A 24,210-nucleotide genomic window follows, 5' to 3' on the forward strand; every position below is an offset into this window, starting at 1 on the left:
AGGTAATCCACAGATCTGCGCAGGCCCCTTGACGTCGCCGTCAGCCATTGTCACATTCATCAGTGTCAAGTTACGAGCGCGTACGGCGACGGCCCCGTCACCGGGTCCGGGCGGCCGTGACACGGACGGACGGTGGCATGACCTCAGCAGTGGTACGGGAACTCTCCGCGGAGCTGCGGGGGTTCAGGGAAGTGCAGACGCTCGCGTACGAGTGCGCGGAAGCGGTCGCGGCGCAGCTGAAGCCCGGGGTGACCGAGCGCGAGGCGGCGCGGATGCAGCGGGAGTGGCTGCGCGAGCGCGGGGTGCGGGACTGGTTCCATCTGCCCTTCGCCTGGTTCGGTGACCGCACGGCGTTCGCGAACTTCCGGGTACCGCTGCAGTTCTTCCCCACGAACCGCAGGCTGGAGGCGGGGATGCCGTTCATCCTCGACATGGCCCCGGTCTACAAGGGATGCACGGCGGACATCGGCTACTCGGGCTGCCTCGGCCTCAATCCCCTGCACGACAAGCTTCTCGCCGACCTGGAGGCGCACCGCGAGCTGATCCTGCGCGAGGTGCGCGAGCGGCGCCCGCTGCGCGAGATCTACGAGAGCGTCGACCGGCTGATGGTCCGCCAGGGATATGCGAACCGGCACCGGGCCTATCCGTTCGGCGTGATCGCGCACAAGGTCGACCGGGTCAGGGAGCGCCGGCTCAACCCGACGCTCTTCGGCTTCGGCACCCAGTCGCTGAAGGGCCTGGCGAGCGACGCGCTGCACGGGCACCGGGACGGATGGTCGCCGCTGTGGTCGCCGTACCGCTTCTCCGACCACCCCCCGCAGCCCGGTCTGTGGGCGGTGGAGCCCCACCTCGGTTTCCGGGGGACGGGCGCCAAGTTCGAGGAGATCCTCGTGGTCACGGACTCCGCGGACCCCGAGGAGAGCGCTTTTTGGCTGGACGACGATCTGCCGCACGTGCGGCGCTGGGCGGAGGGCATCTGATGGCGGACCTGATGACGATCCACGGGGCGCGCGAGCGCGTCGTGCACACGGGCGGCGTCGAGCTGTGCGTGGTGGAGCTGGGCGACACGGCGCGGCCGACCGTCGTGCTCGTCCACGGCTACCCCGACTCCAAGGAGGTCTGGTCGGAGGTCGCCGCGCGCCTCGCGGACCGCTTCCACGTGGTGCTCTACGACGTCCGCGGCCACGGGCGCTCCACCGCGCCGAAGCCGCTGCGCGGCGGGTTCACCCTGGAGAAGCTGACGGACGACTTCGTGGCGGTCATCGACGCGGTGAGCCCGGACCGTCCGGTGCACGTGGTGGGGCACGACTGGGGTTCGGTGCAGTCCTGGGAGTTCGTCACGGTCCGGCGCACCGAGGGCCGGATCGCGTCCTTCACCTCGATGTCGGGCCCGTCCCTCGACCACTTCGGCCACTGGATCAAGCACCGCATGAAGCGGCCCACGCCGCGCAAGGTCGGCCAGTTGCTCGGGCAGGGCGCCAAGTCCTGGTACGTGTACATGCTGCACACGCCCGTGCTGCCGGAGCTGGCCTGGCGCGGGCCGCTCGGCAAGCGCTGGCCGAAGATCCTGGAGCGCGTGGAGCGGGTCCCGGCCGGCGACTATCCGACGTCGTCGCTGCCCTCGGACGCCGCGCACGGCGCCTGGCTCTACCGGGACAACATCCGCAGGCGGCTCGCCCATCCGCGCGAGGACGCGTACGCGCACGCGCCCGTGCAGCTCATCACGCCGCTCGGCGACGCCTTCCTGTCGCCGAAGCTGTACGACCAGCTGGAGCTGTGGGCGCCGCGGCTGACGCGCCGCACGCTGCCGGCCAAGCACTGGGTGCCGCGCACCCGGCCCGACCAGCTCACCGCCTGGATCGGCGAGTTCGTCACCGCGACCGAGGAGCTGGAGGACGGGGTGCCCGCGCAGCAGAAGACCGCCGACGGCAAGTACGCGGAGCGGTTCGGCGGTCAGCTGGTGCTGGTCACGGGGGCGGGCAGCGGCATCGGGCGGGCCACCGCGTTCGCGTTCGCCGAGGCCGGCGCACGTCTGATCGCCGTCGACCGGGACGCCGAGAGCGCCACGCGCACCGCCGAGATGGCGCGGCTCGTCGGCGCCCCCGAGGCATGGGCGGAGGCCGTCGACGTCTCCGACGAGCAGGCGATGGAGAAGCTGGCCGAGAAGGTCGCCGCGGAGTACGGCGTGGTCGACGTCCTGGTGAACAACGCGGGGATCGGCCTGTCCGGCTCCTTCTTCGACACCACCCCCGAGGACTGGAAGAAGGTCCTCGACGTGAACCTGTGGGGGGTCATCCACGGCTGCCGGCTGTTCGGCGGGCAGATGGCCGAGCGCGGGCAGGGCGGCCACATCGTGAACACCGCGTCGGCGGCCGCGTACCAGCCCTCGAAGGCGCTGCCGGCCTACTCCACCTCCAAGGCAGCGGTGCTGATGCTCAGCGAGTGCCTGCGCGCGGAGCTGGCCGGGCAGGGCATCGGCGTCTCCGCGATCTGCCCGGGCCTGGTGAACACGAACATCACGTCGACGGCCCGGTTCGTCGGCGCCGACAGCGCGGAGGAGGAGCGCCGGCAGAAGAAGTCCTCGCGCCTGTACGGCCTGCGCAACTATCCGCCGGAGAAGGTCGCCGACGCGATCCTCGCCGCCGTCGTGCACAACAAGGCGGTCGTCCCGGTCACCCCGGAGGCCCGCGGCGCCCACCTCATGTCGCGCTTCACCCCCAGGGCGCTGCGCGCCGTCGCCCGGCTGGAGCCCCCGCTGTGAGCACGGCGGAGGAGCCCCCGGAGAGCACCGGGAGCACAGAGAGCACAGAGGGCACGGAGCACCACACGATCGCCCCGCGGCGCGTCTCCTTCGACTGGGAGTCGACGCCCCTGCACTGGATACCGGACGAGCCGACCGCCACCCATGTCATCGACGTGCTGCATCTGTTGCTGCCCGCGGGCGAGCGCTGGTTCGTGAAGGTCTTCAAGGAGGGCCTGCCCCTGGTCCGGGATCCCGCGCTCCTCCGGGATGTAAAGGCGTTCATGGGGCAGGAGGCGACCCACAGCGTTCAACACGCGCACGTGCTGGAGCACTTGGCGGCCCAGAAGCTGGACACGGCCGACTACACGAAGTACGTCGACTTCCTCTTCGAGCGGCTGCTCGGCGAGCGGCCGCCGCTGGGCATGCCGATACCGGCACGGGAATGGCTGCGCCACCGGCTCGCGGTGATCGCGGCGATCGAGCAGTTCACGGCGGTCCTGGGCGACTGGGTGCTGCACGCCGACGCCCTGGACCGCGCGGGCAGCGACGCGATCATGCTCGATCTGCTGCGCTGGCACGGCGCGGAGGAGGTCGAGCACCGCTCGGTCGCCTTCGACATGTACCAGCACTGCGGCGGCGCGGGCCTGCCCCGCTACGCCCGCCGGGTCGCGGGCATGGCCGTCACCGCGCCCGTGATGCTCTACCTGTGGGGCTGGGGCGCGGCCTATCTGATACGCCACGACCCGCAGCTCGACGGCCGCCTGCGCTACTCCCTCGCGGAGCACAACCGGGCGGTGCGCAAGGGCCTGCTGCCCGCCTGGCGCGACCTGGGTGCGGCGATACCGCGCTATCTGCGCCGGTCGTACCATCCCTCGCAGGAGGGTTCGCTGCGCAGGGCCGTCGAGTATCTGGCCGCCTCACCCGCGGCGAGGGCCGCGGCCGGAGCGATCGGCCGCTCGGCCATCGCGTGAGCGGACCGGGACCTTCCGCCGAGTGACCGGGTACGACCGAGGGACGTGGGGTGTGACGGAGCGAGCGGGGCAGCCGGCCGCCGAGTACCGGATCGAGGACCTGGCCCACCACAGCGGCGCCACGGTCCGCACGATCCGCGCCTATCAGGACCGCGGACTGCTGCCGCGCCCCGAGCGCCGCGGCCGGGCCAATGTGTACACGGACACGCATCTGGCCCGGCTGCGCCAGATCGCCGACCTCCTCGACCGGGGCTACACGCTGGCCTCGATCAAGGAGCTCCTGGAGGCATGGGACGCGGGCCGCGGCCTCGGCGGTGTCCTCGGCCTGGTCGCCGAGGTCGACAAGCCGTGGACGGACGAGCGGGCGGGCCGCATCACGCGGGCCGAGCTCGACGAGCGGTTCGGCGGCGACCCCGACGAGGCCGCCGTGCAGGACGCGATCGAGCTCGGAGTGCTGGAGCGCGTACCGGACAGGGACGACGAGTTCCTCGTCCCGAGCCCTCAAGAACTGGCGGTGGCGGTCGAGTTGTACGCGGCGGGCGTGCCACTCTCCGCGATCTCCAGTCATCTGCGGGAGTTGAGGGGGCAGGTCGAACATATAGCGGCGCGTTTCCTGGAGTTCACCACCGAGCACGTCTTCGCGCGCTATCTCGGTCCGCAGCCGCCGACCGACAGCGAGGCCGCCGAGGCCGCCGCGCTGGTGCGCCGGCTGCGGCCGCTCGCGCAGCAGTCGGTGGATGCCGAACTGGCGCGGGCCATGCGGTTGTTCGCGACCCGTCATCTGCACCAGCATCTGTCGGCCGGACCGGTCCTGCCACCCGTCGACGAGCCGCAGTCGGTCGCCGTACCCGCGGAGACAATGCGGGCCGTGAGCGCGCTGGTTGGGGCGGAGAACGTGTCGGCGTTCGTCGCGGCCGCCACCCAACGTGAAGTGCAAGCACGGACATTGGATACATTGACGGCAAGTCACAACAAATAGAGCTTTGTTGGCCAAGTGGGCCATAGCGCACACCACTTGTCCACAGATTCGTCAATTCCCCTGTGGATAACTGGACTTGCTTGTGGATCAAACATGCGAGCCGAAAAATCCGGAAGAGTTTTCAGAGGCCGTCCGGCACCCTGACGCCATGGACGAACAACGCACCGTGAAGGTGTCGAAGTACCTCTCGAAACACCTGCGCCACCAGCCCGAGCGCCTCGGCCTCGCCCCCGACGAGGCGGGCTGGGTGGAGATCGACGACCTGCTCGCGGCCACCGCCGCGCACCGGTTCCGGATCACCCGCGCCGAGCTCGACCACGTCGTCACCACGAACGACAAGCAGCGCTTCACGATCGACGGCACCCGGATCCGCGCCAATCAGGGCCACACCATCGACGTCGACCTGGGACTCGCGCCGGCCGAGCCGCCCGCGTACCTCTACCACGGCACCGTCGCCCGTTTCCTCGACGCGATCCGCGCCGAGGGGCTGCGCCCCATGGACCGGCACGACGTGCACCTGTCGGCCGACCGCGAGACCGCCACCCGCGTCGGCGCCCGGCGTGGCCGTCCGGTCGTGCTGCCGGTGGACGCGGGCGCGATGCACCGCGACGGCCACGTCTTCCGGCTGAGTGCCAACGGCGTCTGGCTCACCGCCGCCGTACCCCCGCGCTACCTGCGCTTCTCCTGACGGACGGGGCAACCCCAGAGCCCGTCGATGCATCATCAACGGGTATGGACCACTCGTTTCCCCACCTGCCCACCACGGAGGCGGCCGTCGCCGCCCTGCGCGAGATCGCCCGTGAGTTCCACCTGGAGATCGAGGTCACGCACGACATCGGCGCCGACCGGACCTCCCGCCGCAGCCACGCCGGCCTGGGCGTCACCACCGACCCCGACGGCTCCCTGCCCCACGAGGCCTACGTGGAACTGGGTGGCACCCCCCGCATCGACGTGCGGCTCTTCCCCGAGGACGACGCGCTGATCACGGTCGAGGGCGTCGAGTTCCACGACATCCCGCGCGACGAGGTCCCGGCGTTCCTGCGCTCCTGCTACAGCGGCCTCGCCCACGTCCACGGCAAGCGCTTCCCACCCGGCTACCGGCTCATCGTCCCGCTGCCCGGCGACCGCACGTACAAGGAGTACCTGCCGATGATCAACCTCACCCGGTGGCTGAGCGGACGGGTGCGCTGAGGGGGCGCGGCGCCCGGGGAGCGGCCGAACCGCTTTCGCCGGTCGCCCACAGAGCAGAGCCGCGCCGCGCCGCGAAGAGAGTGGGTCGCTCACCGCAGTTGGGCAGCGGCCTCGACGGCGATCTTCTCGAAGACGGCCTGGTCGGCGGCGAAGTCCGAGTCCGGGATGGGCCAGTGGATCACGAGCTCGGTGATACCCAGGGCCCCGTAGCGGCCGGCGAAATCGACGAAGGCGTCGACGGACTCGAGCGGGCTCGTGCGGTCCGGGGTGAAGCCGGTGAGCAGGATCTTGTCGAGCTCGTCCACACTCCGGCCGATCCCGGCGCACGCGTCCGTGAGCCGGTCGATCTGTCCGCGCACGGCGTCCACCGACTGCTCGGGCGTACCGGTCTCGTACAGCTTCGGATCCCCCGTGGTCACCCACGCCTGCCCGTGCCGGGCGGCGAGGCGCATACCGCGCGGGCCGGTGGCGGCCACCGCGAACGGCAGCCGCGGCCGCTGGACACAGCCGGGGATGTTGCGCGCCTCGACCGCCTGGTAGTGGTCGCCTTCCCAGGAGACGGCGTCCTCGGTCAGCAGCCGGTCGAGCAGAGGTACGAACTCGCCGAAACGGTCGGCCCGCTCACGTGGTGTCCACGGCTCCTGGCCGAGCGCCGTCGCGTCGAATCCGGTGCCACCGGCGCCGATCCCCAGGGTGATCCGCCCGCCTGAGACGTCGTCCAGGGAGATCAGCTCCTTGGCGAGCGTGACCGGGTGGCGGAAATTCGGAGACGTGACGAGCGTGCCCAGCCGCAACCGTTCGGTGGCGGTCGCCGCGGCCGTCAGCGTGGGCAGCGCCCCGAACCACGGCCCGTCCCGGAACGTGCGCCACGACAGGTGGTCGTAGGTGTAGGCGGCGTGGAACCCGAGCTCCTCAGCGGCCCGCCACTTCGCACGGCCTCCCTCGTGCCACCGGTCGACGGGGAGGATGACAGTGCTGAGACGGAGTTCCATGCCGTCGAGCCTACGGTGCCCCGCAACCGTTTTCACGCCGCGAACCATTTGACCACCCTGCTCAGGGCGCGTGCACGGGGTACGTCGAGGCTCGTTGCCGGCACGGTCCCGCAGGCCGCGTCACCGATCCTTCCGGCTTCACCGGATGGGAGTAAACAAGATCCCCTCCATAGGCCCTGAGCGATCGCGTCGATACTCTCTGTTACGACACGTCGGGGCTCTCATCCGGAGGAAGCGTGCGAAAACTGACAACAGCGGCAGTCGCCACGACCTAGTTCGTCGGAGGAATGGGGACCGCGTTCGCCGAAGCCTGGCACTCCATCCCCAAGCTGGACACCACCGGCGCGGCCTTCACCAGGGGCACCTACACCTGGGAACCCCGCGGGCAGAACCACGGTGCCTTCCACCTCAAGGGACCAAGGTCGAGGGCTATGCCTGGAATCGCTTCAAGGGCAAGCAGGGCAAGACCGTTCCGCTCGACAAGGTCGTCTATGACGGAGCTGCGCAACTCACCAAGGACGCCTGGGTCCGTATGTGCCGCGACAGAGGTTCGATCCACCCGGACAACTGCTCCGTGACCAAGCACTACCAGAGGTAGCAGCCCGGTCGGCATGACGAGGCTGGACGGCCGTCGGGCCTCGTCACCGACTCCGTGTTGCGGGGCCGGCGAGACACAGAGAGGTACCGCTCACCATGGATGCCATCCTTCGCGCGACGGGCGTAGAGCTGTGTTACGGCTCGCAAAGAGCCCTGAGCGAAGTGGACTTCGCGCTGAGCCCCGGAGAAGTCTGCGCGATCATGGGCAGCAGCGGTTCGGGGAAGTCGTCGCTGCTCTACTGCCTGGCCGGAGTCGTGGCACCGACACGTGGTGAAGTCTCCTTCGACGGAGTGCCGCTCCACAGACTCGGTGACGACGAGCTGAGCACGGTGCGCAGAGAACGGTTCGGGTTCGTCTTCCAGTACGGAGAGCTGCTGCCGGAGTTGACCGTGGAGGAGAACGCGGCACTACCACTCCGCCTGGCCGGTCGGCGCAAGGCGACGGCACTCGAGGCGGCCGGGGAGATCCTCTGCCGACTGGGTCTCGCGGAGTTGCGGCAGCGCAGGACGTCACAGATCTCGGGGGGCCAGAGTCAGCGGGTCGCCGTGGCACGAGCTCTGGTGCACCGACCCGATGTGGTCTTCGCGGACGAACCGACGGGTGCCCTCGACAGCGCCAATGCCGGTGCCGTGCTGGAGGAGTTCCTGGGCCTGGCACGGTCCCAGGGCACGGCCGTGATCATGGTGACGCACGATGCCTCGGTGGCTTCCCGCTCGGACAGCCGGTACACGATGACCGACGGGGTCCTGGCCGGGCGGGCCGAGGTGTGACGGCGCGGTCCGTCACCACGTTCCTGATCGGACTGCGCCTTCTGCGCGGTGCCGGCCGTACGGGTCAGGCCCGCTTCCTCCTGATGTCCCTCGGCTGCGCGATGGGGGTCGCCTGCCTCGCCGCGGTACTGACCATCCCCGCGATCCTGGCCGCGCACGACAGCCGGGCCGCAGCGCGCGCACCGCAGCCGGTGACCGGCGTTCTGCACGCTCGATCCGCCGAGGACGCCGTCTTCCTGACGCGCCAGGACCCCTATGGTTCACAGCCGTTCACCCGGGTCTTCATCAGTCACCCGCCGGACGGCCGTCCGGCCCACCCACCCGGCATCAACCAGCTGCCGAAGGCCGGCGAGGTCCTCGTCTCCCCGCGGCTGCGCGAAACCCTGGCCGAACAGCCCGGCCTCGCCGGCCTCCTTCCAGGCCGGATCACCGGCACCATCGGGCCCGAAGGTCTCACCGGTCCCGATGAGCTGTACGCCTACATCGGCCGCTCATCCGGCCAACTGCCCTACTCCGCACGTCCGCTGGCGGGCTTCGGCTCCGCATGGGCCCCGACGCCCGCTGTGGACTCCTCCACCCTGGACATCCTGCGCTTCGCCCTGGGCTGTCTCGTGCTGCTGCCGCTGGCCGTGTTCCTGTCCGTGTGCGCCAGGCTCTCCGCCGAGGCCCGGGCGCGCCGACTGGCCGCACTTCGCCTGCTCGGGCTGAGCGTGAAGGGCACCTTGCGGGTCAACGCGGTGGAGACGGTGGCCGCGGCCCTCCTCGGCGCGGTTCTGGGCGTCGGTGTGTACGCCCTGGCCAACGAGGTCTTCGCGCAGATCGGCCTACCGGGGCTTCAGTGGTACCCACCCGACGGACGGCCGTCCGGCACCGTCCTCGCCGTCTGCCTGCTCGCCTGCCCCGGTCTGGCCTGGTTCGTCGGACGCCACCGGGCCCGCGAGGCCGCGCTCCGCCCGCTGCGGGTGCGCCGAGGCGTCCAGCCCCGTCCTCCGAAGAAGTACGGGATGCTGCTGCTCCTGCCGGGGCTCGGTGTCATCTGCGGCTACTGCGTCCTCGGGATCCTCGGCCGGGACCCCTCCGACGGGCCGGCCGGAGCGGTACTCGTTCCCGTCGGTGTCCTGCTGACGGGGGCCGGCCTCGTCCTCGCACTCGGGCCGGCCACGGCCTGGCTCGCCCGCCGGCTCGCGGGCACCACCCAGTCGCTCTCCCTGGCACTCGCCATGCGCCGCAACGAAGTCGAGCCGGGGAGTTCCCTGCGCGTGGCCACCGGCCTCGTCCTCCTCGTCTACGCCGCGTCCCTCGCCCAGGGCGTCCTCGTCGAACTCGCCCACGTGAGCCGCCCCACCTCGCTCACCCAGGAATACGCTCTGCCCTCCGGCGAGCTGAGCGACGGGCAGCGCATCCGTATGCGTCAGATCGAAGGCGTCCGGGCACAGGCCGTCGCCATGGACTCCTGGATTCCGAGGGCGAGCTCCACCACGCCCCGCATCACCGCGGTGGTCGCCGACTGCGACCAGCTCGCGGCGTTCACCTCGGTGCCGCCCCGAGGCTGCGTGGACGGCCGGGTCCAACGCCTGACCGACTCCGACATGGCGGAGGACCCCGATGCCCGACCCGGCCGCAGTTACCCGTTCCTCATGGACGCGAAGGACGGGCAGGGAGTGAAGACGGAGAAGTTCCGCGTCACGCTGCCCCGCGACTCCCTCGCCATCACGGCACGTCAGCCCTCGGCCTTCGCGGGTGCGGACGTCCTCGTACCGCCCTCCCTGCTCCCGGCGGGACAGCGGCCCGCAGCAGGGCAGTTCCTCTTGATGTCACGTTCCACGCCGGACACCGTACGCACGGTGCTCGACGGCCTCGGTGCCCTCGCCCCCACCGCGGAGATCGAGGCGGTGGGCGTCAACGTCGACTCCCTGCAACAGATCACCGTGGTCAAAAGCCTTCTCGCGGCGGGCATGGTCCTCGGCCTCGCCATCGGCGTCGCCGCCTTCGCCGTGTCCGCAGCCGACCGCGCCATGGAGAGCCGTGGTCGGCTCGCCACCCTCAACCTCCTCGGCGCCCGCCCCCTGACGGTCCGCGCGGCCCAGTGCGCCCAGGTCCTGCTCCCGCTCGCGGTCGGGCTCGCCGGAGCTCTGGTGGCCGGTCGTCTCGCCGAATCCAGCTACCTGATCACCGGCGGCGGAACGGTCCACTGGGACGGCGACGGGCTCCCCCTCCTCGCGATCTGCACCGCCGGAATCCTGCTCGCCGCGGCGCTGGCCTCGCTTCCTCTCACCCATCGCCACGTCGACCTCGAACACATCCGACGCGACTGACCCGGCATCGCCGCACCACCGCGGAATCGGGCACCCCCGAACAATCGATTCAGGCCATTCGCGGACAGCTCGGCAAACTGGGCGCGGCCTGCGCGGACATCGGCCGGGACGTGGCCGGACTCGGCAAGGTCCTGCTCACCGGGTTCACCCCCGACCGGACCCGTCCGCTGGAGTCCGTCGAGGCCTTCGTGGACTTCGCGGGACGCCACCGTGAGCTGGGCTTCACCGAGATCGTCGTGCACTGGCCGATCCCGGGGACGCCCTTCGAAACCGATCAGAAGACCTTCGAGCGGATCGCCACCGAGGCGCTCGCGAAGCTCGGCTGAAACCGATGCCGTGACGCCGTGGGACCGGCGGGGCCCGTGGGCCGGCAGCACACTCATCTGCGCGCCCCGCCGCACGGCCGTGCGCGCATATGCGCGACGATGGTGCGGTGACCTCATCGACTCCAGGGCCCCGGATCCCGGCCCACTCCGCGCCCCGGCTGATCGCCACGGACCTCGACGGCACGCTGCTGCGCGACGACAAGACCGTCTCCCCGCGGACGGTCGCCGCGCTCGCCGCCGCCGAGGAGGCCGGCCTCGAGGTCTTCTTCGTGACCGGCCGCCCGGCCCGGTGGATGGACGTCGTCAGCGACCACGTCCACGGCCACGGCCTGGCGATCTGCGGCAACGGCGCGGCCGTCGTGGATCTCCACGGCGGCCCCGGGCAGCATCGTTTCGTCAAGATCCGCGAGCTGGCCGTCCCGGACGCCCTGGACGTCGTACGGATCCTGCGCACGGCGGCACCGGGCACCTCGTTCGCGGTCGAGCGGACCGGCGGCCTGCACCACGAGCCGACGTATCCGCCGCTGCACGTGGAGCCGGGGGAGAGCGTCGCGCCCGCGGAGAAGCTCCTCGCCGAGGACTTCGAGGGGCCGGACGTCGCCGGCCAGCCGGTGCTCAAGCTGCTCGCGTACCACCCCGACCTCGACCCGGACGCGTTCCTGGCGCTGGCCCGCACCGCTGTCGGCGACCTGGCGGCCATCACCCGCTCCAGCCCGAGCGCCCTGCTGGAGATCAGCGCCCGCACCGTCTCCAAGGCGAGCACGCTCGAACTGTGCTGCCGGGAGCGCGGCATCTCGCCCGCCGAGGTCGTCGCGTTCGGCGACATGCCCAACGACATGGAGATGCTGGCCTGGGCGGGCGCCTCCTACGCGATGGGCAACGCGCACCCCGACGTGCTCACCGCCGCGACGGGCGTGACGGACACCAACAACGAGGACGGCGTCGCCCGCGTGATCGAGGAGCTGCTGGCCGCCCGCGCTACAGCCTGACGCCCCGCTCGGCGAACCACTTCACCGGGTCGATCCCCGACCCCAGATACGGCGTGAGCCGCACCTCGAAGTGCAGGTGCGGCCCCGTCGAGTTGCCCGTGGTGCCCGCCTGCCCGATCCACTGGCCCGCCCTGACCTTCTCGCCCTGGTCGACGGCGGCCGCCGCCAGATGCGCGTACTGCGTGTAGTAGCCGCCGGCGTGGCGCACGACGACCTCGATGCCGAAGCCGCCGCCGCAGGACACGCTGACCACCCGCCCGGCCCCGGCCGCCCGCACCGGGGTGCCGATGCCGACCGCGAAGTCCTGCCCGGTGTGCCGGTGCGCCCAGTGCGCGCCCGCGCTGTCGAAGCCCGCGGACAGCTGGTACGACGCCACCGGAGGCAGCCACGCGCGCGTGGTGCGGAATTTCGGCTGGTGCAGGCGTACTGCACCGCGGCACTGCCCCGCCGAGGCCGACACGTCGGCCTCGCTCTGCAACTGCGCCCGCGCCGACTCCAGCTTGGTGCCGATGCTCTCCTTGAGGCGCGCGAGCCGCACGTTGCGTGCCTGGAGGGAGTGCCACGTGGCCGTCGCCGCGCGCTGCCCCGCCGCAAGGCGCCGCTCGGCCCGTTGGCTCTTCTCCACGGCGTTGTTCACCGCCAGGTCGGCCTGCAGCACCGCGCGTTGACCGTGCATCAGCTCCTCCGGGCGGTCGCTGAGCAGCATCCGCGCCGTGAGCGGGATGCCGCCGCCGCTGCGGTACTGGGCGCGGGCGATCCGGCCGAGGTCGTCGTGGAGCGCGGCGATCTCGCGTCGCTCCCGCGCGAGCAGCCGTTCCAGCTCCCGCGCCCGCGCCTGCTGGACGGCCGCCGCCCTGCGGCCCTGCTCGTAGCGCTGCGAGGCCGCCGAAGCCTCCTCGAGGAGGCGTGCCACCTCGGCACTCGGCTCCGGGCCCTCCGCACCCTCCGAGAGGGCGGGCGTGCCGCCCAGGGCGACGAGCGCGCACATCAACACGGCCGGGACGAGGAGCGAGCGGCTGGAGCGGCGGGGACCTGGTCGCATGTCCCGGATCGTGACCCGCTGCGCGCGCGGCCTCTCGCAGGACTGGTACGGGCGGGGCACGCCGTGCCCCGGACGGCGCAGAAACGTACCGCCAACTCAGGTACCGGCACCGAAGCGTGACGTCATCTCAGGGAGCGGTGCGAGCGGTGCGGGCACGTCACGCCGGCTCAGGGACGACCGGCGCAGGCACGCCACACAGACTCAGGAACGACCGGCGCAGGCGCGTCACGCCGACTCCGAGACCGGCGCGGAGACGTCACGCCGGCACGTCACACAGACTCCGAGACAACCAGCGCAGGCGCGTCACGCAGACTCAGGAACGACCAGCGCAGGCACGCCACACAGACTCCGAGACAACCAGCACAGGCACATCACGCCGACTCCGAGACCGGCGCGGAGACGTCTCGCCCGCTCAGGGACCGCCGCGTCCGGGCCTCAGTGCGGTGCCTGCCACACCACCGTCGTACCGCCCCCGTCGTCGCCGATCCCGGGCCCGTACCAACTGTCGCCGCCCAGCGACTCCGCGCGCCGCTTGAGATTCTTCAGGCCGCTGCGCCGGCCGCCCTCGGGGATGCCCACCCCGTCGTCGGAGACCGTCAGCCGCACTCCCGGCCGCCCGTCCGGCAGGACCGTGCCCGCGTCCACGACGACGTCGATACGGTCGGCACGCGCGTGCCGGAACGCGTTCGACAGTGCCTCCCTGAGGGCGGCGATGAGGTTCTTGCCGGTGAGTTCGCCGACGACCGTGTCGACCGCGCCGAGGAAGCGGTGCGAGGGCTTGAAGCCCAGCGGCACGGCCGCCATGTTGATCTCCCGCAGCACCCGCGTGCGCAGCCCGGAGGGCGCTTCGGCGGGCCCCTGCTGGAGGGCGAAGATGGCGGTGCGGATCTCCTGGATGGTGGTGTCGAGCTCATCGACGGACTTGCCGATCCCGGCCTGCACCTCGGGCACGACGGACCGGCGCTGGGCGGTCTCCAGCATCATCCCGGTGGCGAAGAGCCGCTGGATGACGAGGTCGTGCAGGTCGCGCGCGATCCGGTCCCGGTCCTCGAAGACGGCCAGCCGCTCCCGGTCGCGCTGGGCCTCGGCCATCATCAGCGCGAGCGCGGCCTGCGAGGCGAACTGGCTGGCGAGGGTGCGCTCCGCCTCGGTGAACGGCCGTCCCCCACGCGCGCGGGGCGTCACGAGCGTCCCCAGGACCCGGCCCTCGCTCTGCAGCGGCAGCATCATGGCCGGTCCGAAGCCGCTCGCGAACCTGGTCATGACGCGCGGGTCCCCGGCCGCGTCGTCGATGAACACGGCCTGCCCGTCGAGGAGCGCGGCGACGATCTCGCTCTCCGGCGGCACGACCACGCCGAGCATGGCGCTCGGCGTCTCGGAGGCGACGGCCACGATCTCCATGCCGCCCTCCTCCGCGGGCAGCAGCACGATCCCGGCGGCCGAGTCGGACAGCTGGCGGGCCTGTTCGGCGACCACCTGGAGCGCGTCCTCGGCATCGCCCCCGGAGAGCAGCGCGGTGGTCACGGCCACCGATCCGTCGATCCACCGCTCCCGCTGCCGGGCCGCCTCGTACAGGCGCGCGTTGCCGATGGCGATGCCCGCCTCCGTGGCGAGCACCCGGACCATGTTCAGGTCGTCGTCGTTGAACTCGCCGCCGCCGTGCTTCTCCGTGAGGTACAGGTTCCCGAAGATCTCGCCCTGGACGCGGATGGGGACGCCCAGAAAGGTCCGCATCGGCGGATGGTGCGCGGGGAAGCCGCACGAGCGCGGGTCGTCCGCGAGGTCCGCCAGGCGCACCGGGGAGGGGTCGCGGATGAGCGCGCCGAGCAGCCCCTTGTGCCCGTCGGGCAGCCGCCCGATGCGCGCGGCGGTCTCCTCGTCGACGCCGTGGTAGACGAAGTCGGAGAGCCTGTCGCCGTCCTCGGAGACGACGCCGATCGCCGCGTACGTGGCGTCCGCCAGCTCGGCCGCCGTCTCGCAGATCCGGTCCAGCGTGGAGTGCAGCTCCAGACCGGTCCCCACGGACCGCATCGCTTCGAGGAGCTGCGGCACGCGCGCGGTCAGCTCGGTCGACAGACCTTGCAGGCTGCGGGTGGCGAGGGCCGCCGCCGCTGCGGAATCGGCGTCGGCGTCGGGCGCGGCGGGGTCCGGGGGTGCTGCCATGACCTTGAGAGTAGTTAGTCCTATTTGGCGAGGAAAGTCGGGATCACCTGGCGGGACCGCTCACGCGCCCCGCGCCGACCAGCAGCTCGGTCTCGCCCTCCCGCTCCCGCATCCGCCGCAGCGGCCCGTCGACGGCGACGAGCTCGGCGTAGGGACCGTGCTGCACGACCCGTCCGCCGTCGAGCACGATCACCTCGTCCACGGCGTCCAGACCGGCGAGCCGGTGCGTGATCAGCACGGTCGTCCGCCCCCGGGTCGCGTCCAGCAGGTCCGCGGTGAGCGCGTCGGCGGTCTCCAGGTCCAGGTGTTCGGCGGGCTCGTCGAGGACGAGGACCGGGAAGTCGGCGAGCAGCGCGCGGGCCAGTGCGAGCCGCTGCCGCTGCCCGCCGGAGAGCCGGGCCGCGTGCTCGCCGACCAGCGTGTCGAGCCCGTCCGGCAGCGCGTCGGCCCACTCCAGGAGCCGTACGCGGCCGAGCGCGGCCCGCAGCTCGTCCTCACCGGCGTCCCGCTTGGCGAGCAGCAGGTTCTCGCGCACCGAACTGTCGAAGAGGTGGGCGTCCTGGGCGCAGAGCCCGACCATGCGGCGCACGGCGTCGCCGTCGAGGGCGTGCGCGTCCGTCCCGCCGAGCGTGTACGTCCCGCTCTCCGCGTCGAGGAAGCGCAGCAGCACCTGAGCGAGCGTGGTCTTGCCGGAGCCGGACGGGCCGACGACGGCGACCCTGCGGCCCCGCTCCAGGGTCAGGCCGACCCCCGCGAGCGCGGGCCGCGCCCCCTGCGCCGCGTCCTCGTAGCGTGCTCCGAGATCCCGCACCACGAGCGGGAAGGGGTCCTGCGGCGCCGGTGCGGGCCGCTCGGGCTCGCGTACGGGTTCGGGGGCGTCCAGGACCTCGTAGACCCGCTCGGCGCTCTTGTGGACCCGCTGGCGGTACTGCACGGCGAGCGGCAGCCCGAGGACCGCCTCGAACGCGGCGAGCGGGGCCAGCACCACGACGGCGAGCGAGACCCCGTCGAGCTGTCCGGCGCGTACGCCCTGGACGCCGACGAGCGCGGCGGCGGCCACGGTGAGGCCGGTGATCAGCGCGGTGAGGCCGTCGCCGAGCGCGGTGGCGGTGGCGGCGCGCGAGGCGATCCGGGTCAGCGCGGAGTCGGCCTCGCGGGCGTCCGCCGTGCGGCGCGGCAGGGCCCCCGCGACGGTCAGTTCCGCGGTGCCGGTGAGCAGTTCGGCGGCCCGCGTCGCGAGGACGCCCCGCGCGGGGGCCAGTCGCCGCTCGGCGCGGCGGGACACGGCCCCGGACAGCAGGGGCACACCGACCCCGGCGAGCAGCAGTCCGACGGCGAGCACGGCGCCCGCGGCGGGCAGCATCCAGGCGGTGAAGGCCACCGATCCGACGCCCACCAGGGCGGCCACCGACGCGGGCAGCAGCCAGCGCAGCCAGTAGTCCTGGAGGGCGTCCACGTCGGCGACGAGCCGCGACAGCAGGTCGCCGCGCCGCCGCGTGCGCAGCCCGGCCGGGGCGAGCCGCTCCAGGCGCCGGTAGACGGCGACCCGGGTGTCGGCCAGCATCCGCAGCACGGCGTCGTGCGAGACCAGCCGCTCCGCGTACCGGAAGCAGGCCCGGCCGATGCCGAACGCGCGCGTGGCCGTCACCGCGACCATCAGGTACAGCACCGGCGGCTGCTGCGAGGCCCGCGAGATCAACCACCCCGAGGTGGCCATCAGGCCGACGGAGCTGCCGAGCGCGAGCGCGCCGAGCAGCAGCGCGAGGAGCAGCCGCGAGCGGCGGGGGCGGGCGGCGGCGCGGAGCCGGGTGAGGACGTGGCCGCGCACCGACTGCTGGTCCCGCGTCTCCCGGGCCTGGTCGGTGGCCTGCCGCACCGGTTGTGCGGGCGCCTCGGCGGACGCCGGAACCGTCGGGGTCAGACCGGCCCGCTCGGCGCCCGGTGCCTCGATCCGCACCACCCGGTCGGCCACCGCGAGCAGCGCCGGCCGGTGTACGACGAGGAGCACGGTCCGTCCGACGGCGAGCCTGCGCACCGCCTCGACGATGCCTCCCTCGGTCTCGCCGTCCAGCGCGGCCGTCGGTTCGTCGAGCAGCACCACGGGCCGGTCGGCGAGGAACGCCCGGGCCAGCGCGAGACGCTGCCGCTGTCCCGCCGAGAGCCCGGCCCCGTCCTCACCGAGCACGGTCGCCACGCCCTCGGGCAGCGCCTGTACGAACTCCAGGGCGCCCGCGTCCCGCAGGGCGCCGAGCACCGCCGCCTCGTCGGCGTCGGGCCGCGCGAGCCGTACGTTGTCGGCGATCGAGCCGGCGTACAGCTGCGGGCGCTGCGGCACCCACGCCACGCGCGCGTGCCACGCCTCCCGCGACACGTCCGCCAGATCGGCACCGCCCACCAGGACCCGTCCGCCCGAGGGGCGCACGAAACCGAGGAGCGCGGCCAGCAGGGTCGACTTGCCGGACCCGCTGGGCCCCACGAGGGCGACCGTCTCCCCTGCGGCCACCTCGAAGGAGACGTCGCGGACCGCGTCCGTGTCCCGTCCCTCGTAGCGGACCGACACCCGGTCGAAGCCGATGCCGCTGCCCGACGGGAGGTCCTGCGTCCCGGCCTCGGGCAGCGGGGTCTCCAGGACGGCGAAGATCTCCTCCGCCGCCGCCAGCCCCTCGGCCGCCGCGTGGAACTGTGCGCCCACCTGTCGCAGCGGCAGATACGCCTCGGGCGCGAGAACGAGGATCACCAGACCCACGTACAGGTCCATCTCGCCGTGCACGAGCCGCATGCCGATGGTGACGGCCACCAGCGCGACCGAGAGCGTAGCGAGCAGTTCCAGCGCGAACGACGACAGGAAGGCGATCCGCAGGGTGCGCATCGTCGCCCTGCGGTACTCGCCGGTGATCTTGCGGATGGAGTCGGCCTGCGCCTTGGCGCGGCCGAACACCTTCAGGGTCGGCAGGCCCGCGACCACGTCCAGGAAGTGCCCCGACAGCCGGGACAGCAGCCGCCACTGACGGTCCATCCGGGACTGGGTGGCCCAGCCGATGAGCATCATGAAGATCGGGATGAGGGGGAGCGTGCCGACGATGATCGCCGCCGACACCCAGTCCTCGGTGACGACGCGGACGAGCACCGCCACCGGAACCACCACCGCGAGCCCCAACTGCGGCAGGTAGCGCGAGAAGTAGTCGTCCAGGGCGTCCACGCCCCGCGTCGCGAGGGCCACCAGCGAACCGGTGCGCTGCCCCGCGAGCCACCCCGGGCCGAGCTGCGCGGCCCGCTCCAGGAGCCGGCTCCGCAGCTCGGACTTGACCGCCGCGCTGGCCCGGTGCGCGGCCAGTTCGGTCACCCAGGCCACCAGACCGCGTCCGGCGGCGACCACCGCGAGGAGCATCAGCGGGGTGGCGAGCCGCTCCACGTCGAACCCGTGCTGGAAGGCACCGACCACCACCTCGGCGATGAGCATCGCCTGGGCGATGACCAGGCCCGCCCCGACGGCACCGAGGACGACCACCGCGATCAGGAAGACACGGGTGGCCCGGGCGTACCGGAACAGACGCTGGTCGATCGGTTTCACGTGAAACACACCCTCACTTCGAGCGAGTTGAGCCCAGGGGGACTCAGTGGGCGTCGGCCGGAATGTGGTTCGTGCCCAGCCGCTTGCGGAACACCCAGTAGGTCCAGCCCTGGTAGAGCAGCACCAGCGGCGTCATGAACCCCGCGACCCAGGTCATCACCTTCAGCGTGTACGCACCCGAGGCCGTGTTGTCGATGGTCAGGTTCCACGCCTCGTTGAGCGAGGACGGCATCACGTCCGGCGCGAGGGCCAGGAAGATCGCCGCCACGACGGCCGCGATCGCGATCCCGGTGCAGGTGAACGCCCACCCCTCGCGCCCCTTGGCGTTCGTCGCCAGGGTGCCCAGGAGGCCGACGACCGCCACGACGAGCGCCACCGCGGTCCAGGCCGTACCGCGCTCGGCCTGAATCCAGACCAGCAGCCCGCCGCCCAGCAGAAGGGTGGCCACGGCCGCCTTGGTGGCGAACGCACGCGCCCGCACCCGGATGTCACCCGTCGTCTTCAGCGCGGTGAACACCGCTCCGTGGAGCGCGCAGATCGCGGTGAAGGCGAGTCCGCCGAGGAGCGCCTGCCAGTTCAGCAGGTCGGCGAACGAACCGGCATAGTCCTGGCTGGAGTTGATCGGCACGCCCTTGACCAGGTTGGCGAACATCATTCCCCACAGGAACGGCAGCAGCAGCGAGCTGACGAACAGCACCAGCTCCCAGTTGCGCTGCCAGCTCTCCTCCGGTCGCTTGTGCCGGTACTCGAAGGACAGCACGCGCACGATCAGCAGCAGCAGAGCGAGCACGAGCAGCATGTAGAAGCCGCTGAAGAACGTCGCGTACCAGACGGGGAACGCGGCGAACATCGCGCCGGCCGCGGTGAGCAGCCAGACCTCGTTGCCGTCCCACACCGGCCCGATGATGTTGATCAGCACCCGCCGCTCGGTGCGGTCGCGTGCCAGCGTCCGGGTCAGAATGCCCACCCCGAAGTCGAAGCCTTCGAGGAAGAAGTAGCCGGTCCACAGGACGGCGATCAGCAGGAACCAGAAGTCGTTGAGGCCCATGGCGTATCTCCTCTCAGTACGCGAAGGTCAGGGGCTTGTCGGCGTCGTCGTCATCGTCGGAGCCGTCTCCGGACGACGGCCCGCGCAGCGTCGGATCCTTGGTGGGCGGCTCCTCGTCCGTGTCGGGTCCCATGAGGGCGTACTTCTTCATCAGCCGTACGTTGATCCAGAACAGCACCCCGTACAGCAGGGTCAGCGCGGCGAGCGAGATCGCCATCTCGGTCTGGCTGACGCCGGGGGAGACCGCGTCCTCGGTCTTGAACAGACCGAAGACGACCCAGGGCTGGCGCCCCATCTCGGTGAAGATCCAGCCGATGGAGTTGGCGATGAAGGGGAAGATCAGCGAGGCCATGCCGACCCGCCAGCCCCACTTGGTGAGCGTCGGGCCGAGCTCCTTCTTGTGGGTGAGCATCAGCTTCGGCAACTCGTCCTCGGCCGTCCGGTGCTCGGGCAACAGCCACTTCTTCTTCCGTGTCAGCCAGAATCCGGCGCCCGCGGCGACGGCCGCGGTGAGCCCGATGCCGATCATCAGGCGGAAGCCCCAGAAGGTGATGAAGATGTTGGGGACGTAGTCCGCGGGCTTGCCGCCGTACTTGTCCGCCTCGGCCTGGGCGGTCTCGTTGATGCCCGGGACACAGCTGGTGAAGTTGTTGTCGGCGAGGAAGGACAGCAGTCCCGGAAGCTCTATCTCGACGGAGTTGTGCCCCTTGGTCACGTCACCGACGGCGAAGATCGAGAACGGCGCGGGACATTCGGTGCTCCACAGCGCCTCGGCCGCGGCCATCTTCATCGGCTGCTGCTTGAACATCACCTTGGCCAGCGAGTCACCGGAGAAGGCGACGAGAACCCCGCCGATCATCGCGGTGACCAGGCCCAGCCGCAGCGAGGTGCGCAGCGTGATGACGCGCTTGCGGTCGACCTCCTCGCCGGCGTCCTTCTTCCTCTTGATCTTCCAGAGGAGGTAGCTGGCGATACCGATCATGAACGCGCCGCCGGTCAGGAAGGCGGAGGAGATGGTGTGGGCGAACTGGTAGATCGCCGTGTCCTGGAAGAGGACGTGCCAGATGTCGTTGAGCCGGGCCACCCCGGTCTTCTTGTCGATCTCGTAGCCGACGGGGTGCTGCATCCAGGAGTTGGCCGCCAGGATGAAGTAGGCGGAGGCAATCGTGCCGATCGAGACCATCCACATGCACGCGCAGTGGATCTTCTTGGGCAGCTTGTCCCAGCCGAAGATCCACAGGCCGATGAAGGTGGACTCGAAGAAGAAGGCGATCAGCGCCTCCATCGCGAGCGGAGCGCCGAAGACGTCACCGACGAACTTCGAGTAGTCCGACCAGTTCATGCCGAACTGGAACTCCTGCACAAGACCGGTCGCCACACCGATCGCGATGTTGATCAGGAAAAGCTTCCCCCAGAACTTCGTGGCGTGGAAGTACTTCTCCTTTCCCGTGCGGACCCATGCGGTCTCCAGCCCGGCCGTGAGCGCGGCCAGGGAGATCGTCAGTGGAACGAACAGGAAGTGGTAGACGGTGGTGATGCCGAACTGCCATCGCGCCAGGGTCTCCGGCGCCATGGCAGACAAGGTGGAGTCCACTGCGTCTCTCCTTACATCGCTGCGGTCACAGCGGGCAGTTTGCCCCTTTAATCCCACAAATCCAGGGAGGAACTGGGACACGCTTGTGAACGCGTTCACATTCACAAGCATTATGTCGTACTGGTTGTCGGGATCCGAAGGGGGGTCCCCCAACTGCGAGCAACGCCACAGGCCCGAGGGTGGAGACGGCGAACGGCCGACCGCGGGGCGCTGTTCTCGCCCCGCGACCGGCCGTCGCCCCGCGACCGGCCGTCGGCCCGCGATCCTGCCGCCTGCCCGCTACAGCTCCTTGCGGAACGCCTCCGCCGCCTGGAGGAAGATGTCGTTGGCCTCGGTCTCGCCGATGGTGGCCCGCATCCCCTCGCCGGCGAACGGGCGGACGACCACTCCGGCCGCCTCGCACGCCGCCGCGAAGTCCATGGTCTTCTCCCCCAGCCGCAGCCACACGAAGTTGGCCTGCGTCTCGGGCACGGTCCAGCCCTGGTCCCGCAGCGCGTCGACGACCCGGGTGCGCTCGGACACCAGCGAGCCGACCCGGCCCAGCAGTTCGTCCTCCATGCGCAGCGAGGCCACCGCCGCGTCCTGCGCGAGCTGGCTCACGCCGAACGGCACCGCCGTCTGCCGCAGCGCGGCCGCCACCGGCTCGTGCGCGATGGCGAAACCGACGCGCAGACCCGCGAGGCCGTACGCCTTCGAGAAGGTCCGCAGCACCGCCACGTTCGGCCGGTCCCGGTAGATCTCCACCCCGTCCGGCACCTCGGGGTCACGGATGAACTCCCGGTACGCCTCGTCGAGCACGACCAGGACGTCGGAGGGGACCCGGTCGAGGAACCGCTCCAGCTCGGCACGGCGGACCACGGTGCCGGTGGGGTTGTTGGGATTGCAGACGAAGATGAGGCGGGTGCGGTCGGTGATGGCGTCGGCCATCGCGTCGAGGTCGTGCACCTCGTCGCCGGTCAGCGGCACCCGCACCGACGTCGCGCCGCTGATCTGCGTGATGATCGGGTACGCCTCGAAGGACCGCCAGGCGTAGATGACCTCGTCGCCCGGACCGCTGGTCGCCTGGAGCAGCTGCTGGGCGACGCCGACCGAGCCGGTGCCGGTGGCCAGGTGCGTCACCGGCACGCCGAACCGGTCCGCCAGCTCGTTCATCAGGCCCGTGCAGGCCATGTCCGGGTAGCGGTTGAACGCCCCGGCCGCGGCGATCGCCCGCTCCATGACGCCGGGGAGCGGCGGATAGGGGTTCTCGTTGGAGGAGAGCTTGTACGCCACCGGGCCCCCGGCGGCCGCGGGCTTGCCCGGCTTGTAGGCGGGGATGCCCGCCAGCTCCGCGCGCAGCTTCGGGTTGGTCTCGCTCACCGCAGTCCTCCTTGTGGCCACCGTTCCAATACTGCTCACCTTAAGAGGATTCGGCGGCGGCCCCAATGGGGCCGCCTCATCGCGGCTCGCACCGACCGGTGCGGCGTACGGAGAGGGGGGAGCGCTCCATGCCCTGGCGCGCGCCCCTGGCTCGCGCCGTGGCGCGCATCACCCGTGAAGGTGAGTTGAGACCTGTTCGCAACATCGTCGACTTGGCAGGCTCATGCGTGCCGACAAGTGACGTACTAGTGTGATGGCCATCAACTCCCCTACATTCCAAGGTCATTGACGGGTCATCACCTTGCAGAAACGTGCCTGTCAACCCCGGCATATGCGCCCCCGCCATGCAGCCGCATGAGCCCTACTATCGGCTCGCCATGACAGCAGCAGGGAAGCACCAGGTGAGCCGGGCGGAGACGACGACCCGCAGAGGCACCCGGCCAGGCAGAGCGGGCATCAGAGATGTCGCCGCCGCCGCGGGGGTCTCGATCACTACTGTCTCCGATGCACTCAACGGCAAGGGCCGGCTCCCCGACGCCACCCGACGCCACGTCCGCGAGGTCGCCGACCGGTTGGGCTACCGCCCCTCCGCGGCGGCCCGAACGCTCCGTACCGGCAAGTCGGGCCTCATCGGCCTGACCGTGACGACCTACGGGGATGAACCTTTCACCTTCACCGAATTCGCGTACTTCGCGGAGATGGCCAGAGCCGCCACCTCGGCGGCGCTCGCCCGCGGGTACGCCCTTGTCATCCTGCCCGCCACCTCCCGTCACGACGTGTGGTCGAACGTCGCCCTCGACGGCACCGTCGTCATCGACCCCTCCGACCACGACCCGGTCGTCAGCGAGCTGGTCCGCCAGGGCCTGCCCGTCGTCTCGGACGGACGCCCCGGGGGCACCCTGCCGGTGACCGCCTGGGTCGACAACGACCACGAGGCCGCCGTACTCGGCATCCTCGACCACCTCGCCGAGGCCGGCGCCCGCCGCATCGGCCTGCTCACGGGCACCACCACCGACACGTACACCCACCTCTCCACCTCCGCGTACCTGCGCTGGTGCGAGCGGATCGGGCAGGAGCCGGTCTACGAGTCGTACCCCGCGCACGATCCGTGTGCGGGCGCCGTCGCCGCCGACCGGCTGCTCGCCCGGCCGGACCGCCCCGACGCGGTGTACGGCCTCTTCGACCCCAACGGCACGGACCTGCTCGCCGCGGCCCGCCGCTACGGCCTGCGCGTCCCCGAGGACCTGCTGCTCGTCTGTTGCAGCGAGTCGAATGTGTATGCGAACACCGAGCCGCCCATCACCACCCTGTCGCTCAAACCGCGGCGCATCGGCACGGCCGTCGTCCAACTGCTCATCGACGCCATCGAGGGCCTCGAATCCGATCAACCGGTCGAGCAGGTGATACCGACGGAACTGATCGTGCGGACGTCCTCGATGCGCCGCCCGTCCCGCACCACGGTCAGTCCACCGCGCTCCCCGAAGCAGGGCTGACCGCCCGGCAGCCGCCCCGCGATCGCGGGGCGGCCCGAAATCCAGCGAGGAAAAGTCCGCACCAAT

Annotated in this window: 17 protein-coding genes and 1 pseudogene; 11 read left to right on the plus strand and 7 right to left on the minus strand. The window is 71.3% G+C overall.

Going from position 1 to position 24,210, the window contains the following annotated elements; genetic code table 11:
• The first annotated feature begins 137 nt into the window (after positions 1 to 137).
• From ABZ930_RS03195 to ABZ930_RS03220, 6 genes are all read left to right on the plus strand, one after another.
• The gene (locus ABZ930_RS03195) at positions 138 to 980 is read left to right on the plus strand and encodes a M24 family metallopeptidase (RefSeq protein WP_361540557.1); all 843 of its coding nucleotides are present in this window, start codon (positions 138 to 140) and stop codon (positions 978 to 980) included.
• Positions 980 to 2,761 carry an SDR family oxidoreductase gene (locus ABZ930_RS03200; protein ID WP_361540560.1) on the plus strand — a complete coding sequence of 594 codons (1,782 nt, stop codon included), beginning with the start codon at positions 980 to 982 and terminating at the stop codon, positions 2,759 to 2,761. The genes ABZ930_RS03195 and ABZ930_RS03200 overlap by 1 nt, the downstream gene beginning before the upstream one ends.
• Positions 2,758 to 3,714 carry a metal-dependent hydrolase gene (locus tag ABZ930_RS03205; protein WP_361540563.1) on the plus strand — a complete coding sequence of 319 codons (957 nt, stop codon included), beginning with the start codon at positions 2,758 to 2,760 and terminating at the stop codon, positions 3,712 to 3,714. The genes ABZ930_RS03200 and ABZ930_RS03205 overlap by 4 nt, the downstream gene beginning before the upstream one ends.
• Positions 3,715 to 3,766: 52 nt before the next feature.
• Positions 3,767 to 4,693: a MerR family transcriptional regulator gene (locus ABZ930_RS03210; RefSeq protein WP_361540566.1), complete on the plus strand. Its 927-nt coding sequence runs from the start codon at positions 3,767 to 3,769 to the stop codon at positions 4,691 to 4,693.
• A gap of 148 nt (positions 4,694 to 4,841) precedes the next feature.
• Positions 4,842 to 5,381: an RNA 2'-phosphotransferase gene (locus ABZ930_RS03215; protein ID WP_361540569.1), complete on the plus strand. Its 540-nt coding sequence runs from the start codon at positions 4,842 to 4,844 to the stop codon at positions 5,379 to 5,381.
• A 44-nt stretch (positions 5,382 to 5,425) separates the two neighbouring features.
• Positions 5,426 to 5,884 (plus strand): hypothetical protein, encoded by a 459-nt coding sequence (locus ABZ930_RS03220; protein WP_361540576.1) that lies wholly within the window; start codon positions 5,426 to 5,428, stop codon positions 5,882 to 5,884.
• 89 nt (positions 5,885 to 5,973) lie between these two features.
• Here the strand turns inward: ABZ930_RS03220 and ABZ930_RS03225 are convergent, their stop codons facing one another.
• Positions 5,974 to 6,876, minus strand: a complete 903-nt coding sequence (locus ABZ930_RS03225) for an LLM class flavin-dependent oxidoreductase (RefSeq protein WP_361540579.1) — start codon at positions 6,874 to 6,876, stop codon at positions 5,974 to 5,976.
• Positions 6,877 to 7,569: 693 nt separating this feature from the next.
• Between ABZ930_RS03225 and ABZ930_RS03230 the strand changes: the two genes are divergently transcribed.
• The 4 genes and pseudogenes from ABZ930_RS03230 (at position 7,570) to ABZ930_RS03245 (ending at position 11,874) form a co-directional block, all read left to right on the plus strand.
• Positions 7,570 to 8,244: an ABC transporter ATP-binding protein gene (locus tag ABZ930_RS03230; RefSeq protein WP_361540582.1), complete on the plus strand. Its 675-nt coding sequence runs from the start codon at positions 7,570 to 7,572 to the stop codon at positions 8,242 to 8,244.
• A gap of 83 nt (positions 8,245 to 8,327) precedes the next feature.
• Positions 8,328 to 10,559, plus strand: a complete 2,232-nt coding sequence (locus ABZ930_RS03235) for an FtsX-like permease family protein (protein WP_361541013.1) — start codon at positions 8,328 to 8,330, stop codon at positions 10,557 to 10,559.
• A 23-nt stretch (positions 10,560 to 10,582) separates the two neighbouring features.
• Positions 10,583 to 10,885 (plus strand): annotated as a pseudogene (locus tag ABZ930_RS03240) (LLM class flavin-dependent oxidoreductase); the annotation flags it as partial.
• 89 nt (positions 10,886 to 10,974) lie between these two features.
• Positions 10,975 to 11,874 (plus strand): HAD hydrolase family protein, encoded by a 900-nt coding sequence (locus ABZ930_RS03245; RefSeq protein ID WP_361540585.1) that lies wholly within the window; start codon positions 10,975 to 10,977, stop codon positions 11,872 to 11,874.
• Here the strand turns inward: ABZ930_RS03245 and ABZ930_RS03250 are convergent.
• The 6 genes from ABZ930_RS03250 to hisC form a co-directional block, all read right to left on the minus strand.
• Positions 11,864 to 12,916 carry a M23 family metallopeptidase gene (locus ABZ930_RS03250; RefSeq protein WP_361540588.1) on the minus strand — a complete coding sequence of 351 codons (1,053 nt, stop codon included), beginning with the start codon at positions 12,914 to 12,916 and terminating at the stop codon, positions 11,864 to 11,866. The two genes, ABZ930_RS03245 and ABZ930_RS03250, sit on opposite strands and share 11 nt — an antisense overlap.
• Positions 12,917 to 13,351: 435 nt before the next feature.
• Positions 13,352 to 15,079 carry a GAF domain-containing protein gene (locus ABZ930_RS03255; protein ID WP_361540591.1) on the minus strand — a complete coding sequence of 576 codons (1,728 nt, stop codon included), beginning with the start codon at positions 15,077 to 15,079 and terminating at the stop codon, positions 13,352 to 13,354.
• 43 nt (positions 15,080 to 15,122) lie between these two features.
• Positions 15,123 to 18,650, minus strand: coding sequence for a thiol reductant ABC exporter subunit CydD (gene cydD, locus ABZ930_RS03260; RefSeq protein WP_361540594.1), 3,528 nt, complete (start codon positions 18,648 to 18,650; stop codon positions 15,123 to 15,125).
• Between the two features lie 43 nt (positions 18,651 to 18,693).
• Entirely contained in the window at positions 18,694 to 19,698 is a 1,005-nt protein-coding gene (cydB, locus tag ABZ930_RS03265; RefSeq protein ID WP_361540597.1) for a cytochrome d ubiquinol oxidase subunit II, read from the minus strand.
• Between the two features lie 13 nt (positions 19,699 to 19,711).
• A complete protein-coding gene (locus ABZ930_RS03270; protein WP_361540600.1) occupies positions 19,712 to 21,271 on the minus strand; it encodes a cytochrome ubiquinol oxidase subunit I in 1,560 nt (519 codons plus the stop codon).
• Between the two features lie 300 nt (positions 21,272 to 21,571).
• Positions 21,572 to 22,651: a histidinol-phosphate transaminase gene (gene hisC, locus ABZ930_RS03275; protein ID WP_361540603.1), complete on the minus strand. Its 1,080-nt coding sequence runs from the start codon at positions 22,649 to 22,651 to the stop codon at positions 21,572 to 21,574.
• 377 nt (positions 22,652 to 23,028) lie between these two features.
• Here hisC and ABZ930_RS03280 point away from each other — a divergent pair, with 377 nt between their 5' ends.
• A complete protein-coding gene (locus tag ABZ930_RS03280; RefSeq protein ID WP_111663094.1) occupies positions 23,029 to 24,144 on the plus strand; it encodes a LacI family DNA-binding transcriptional regulator in 1,116 nt (371 codons plus the stop codon).
• Positions 24,145 to 24,210 lie beyond the last annotated feature (66 nt).

This window comes from Streptomyces sp. NPDC046716 (assembly GCF_040645755.1).
Taxonomy (GTDB): domain Bacteria; phylum Actinomycetota; class Actinomycetes; order Streptomycetales; family Streptomycetaceae; genus Streptomyces.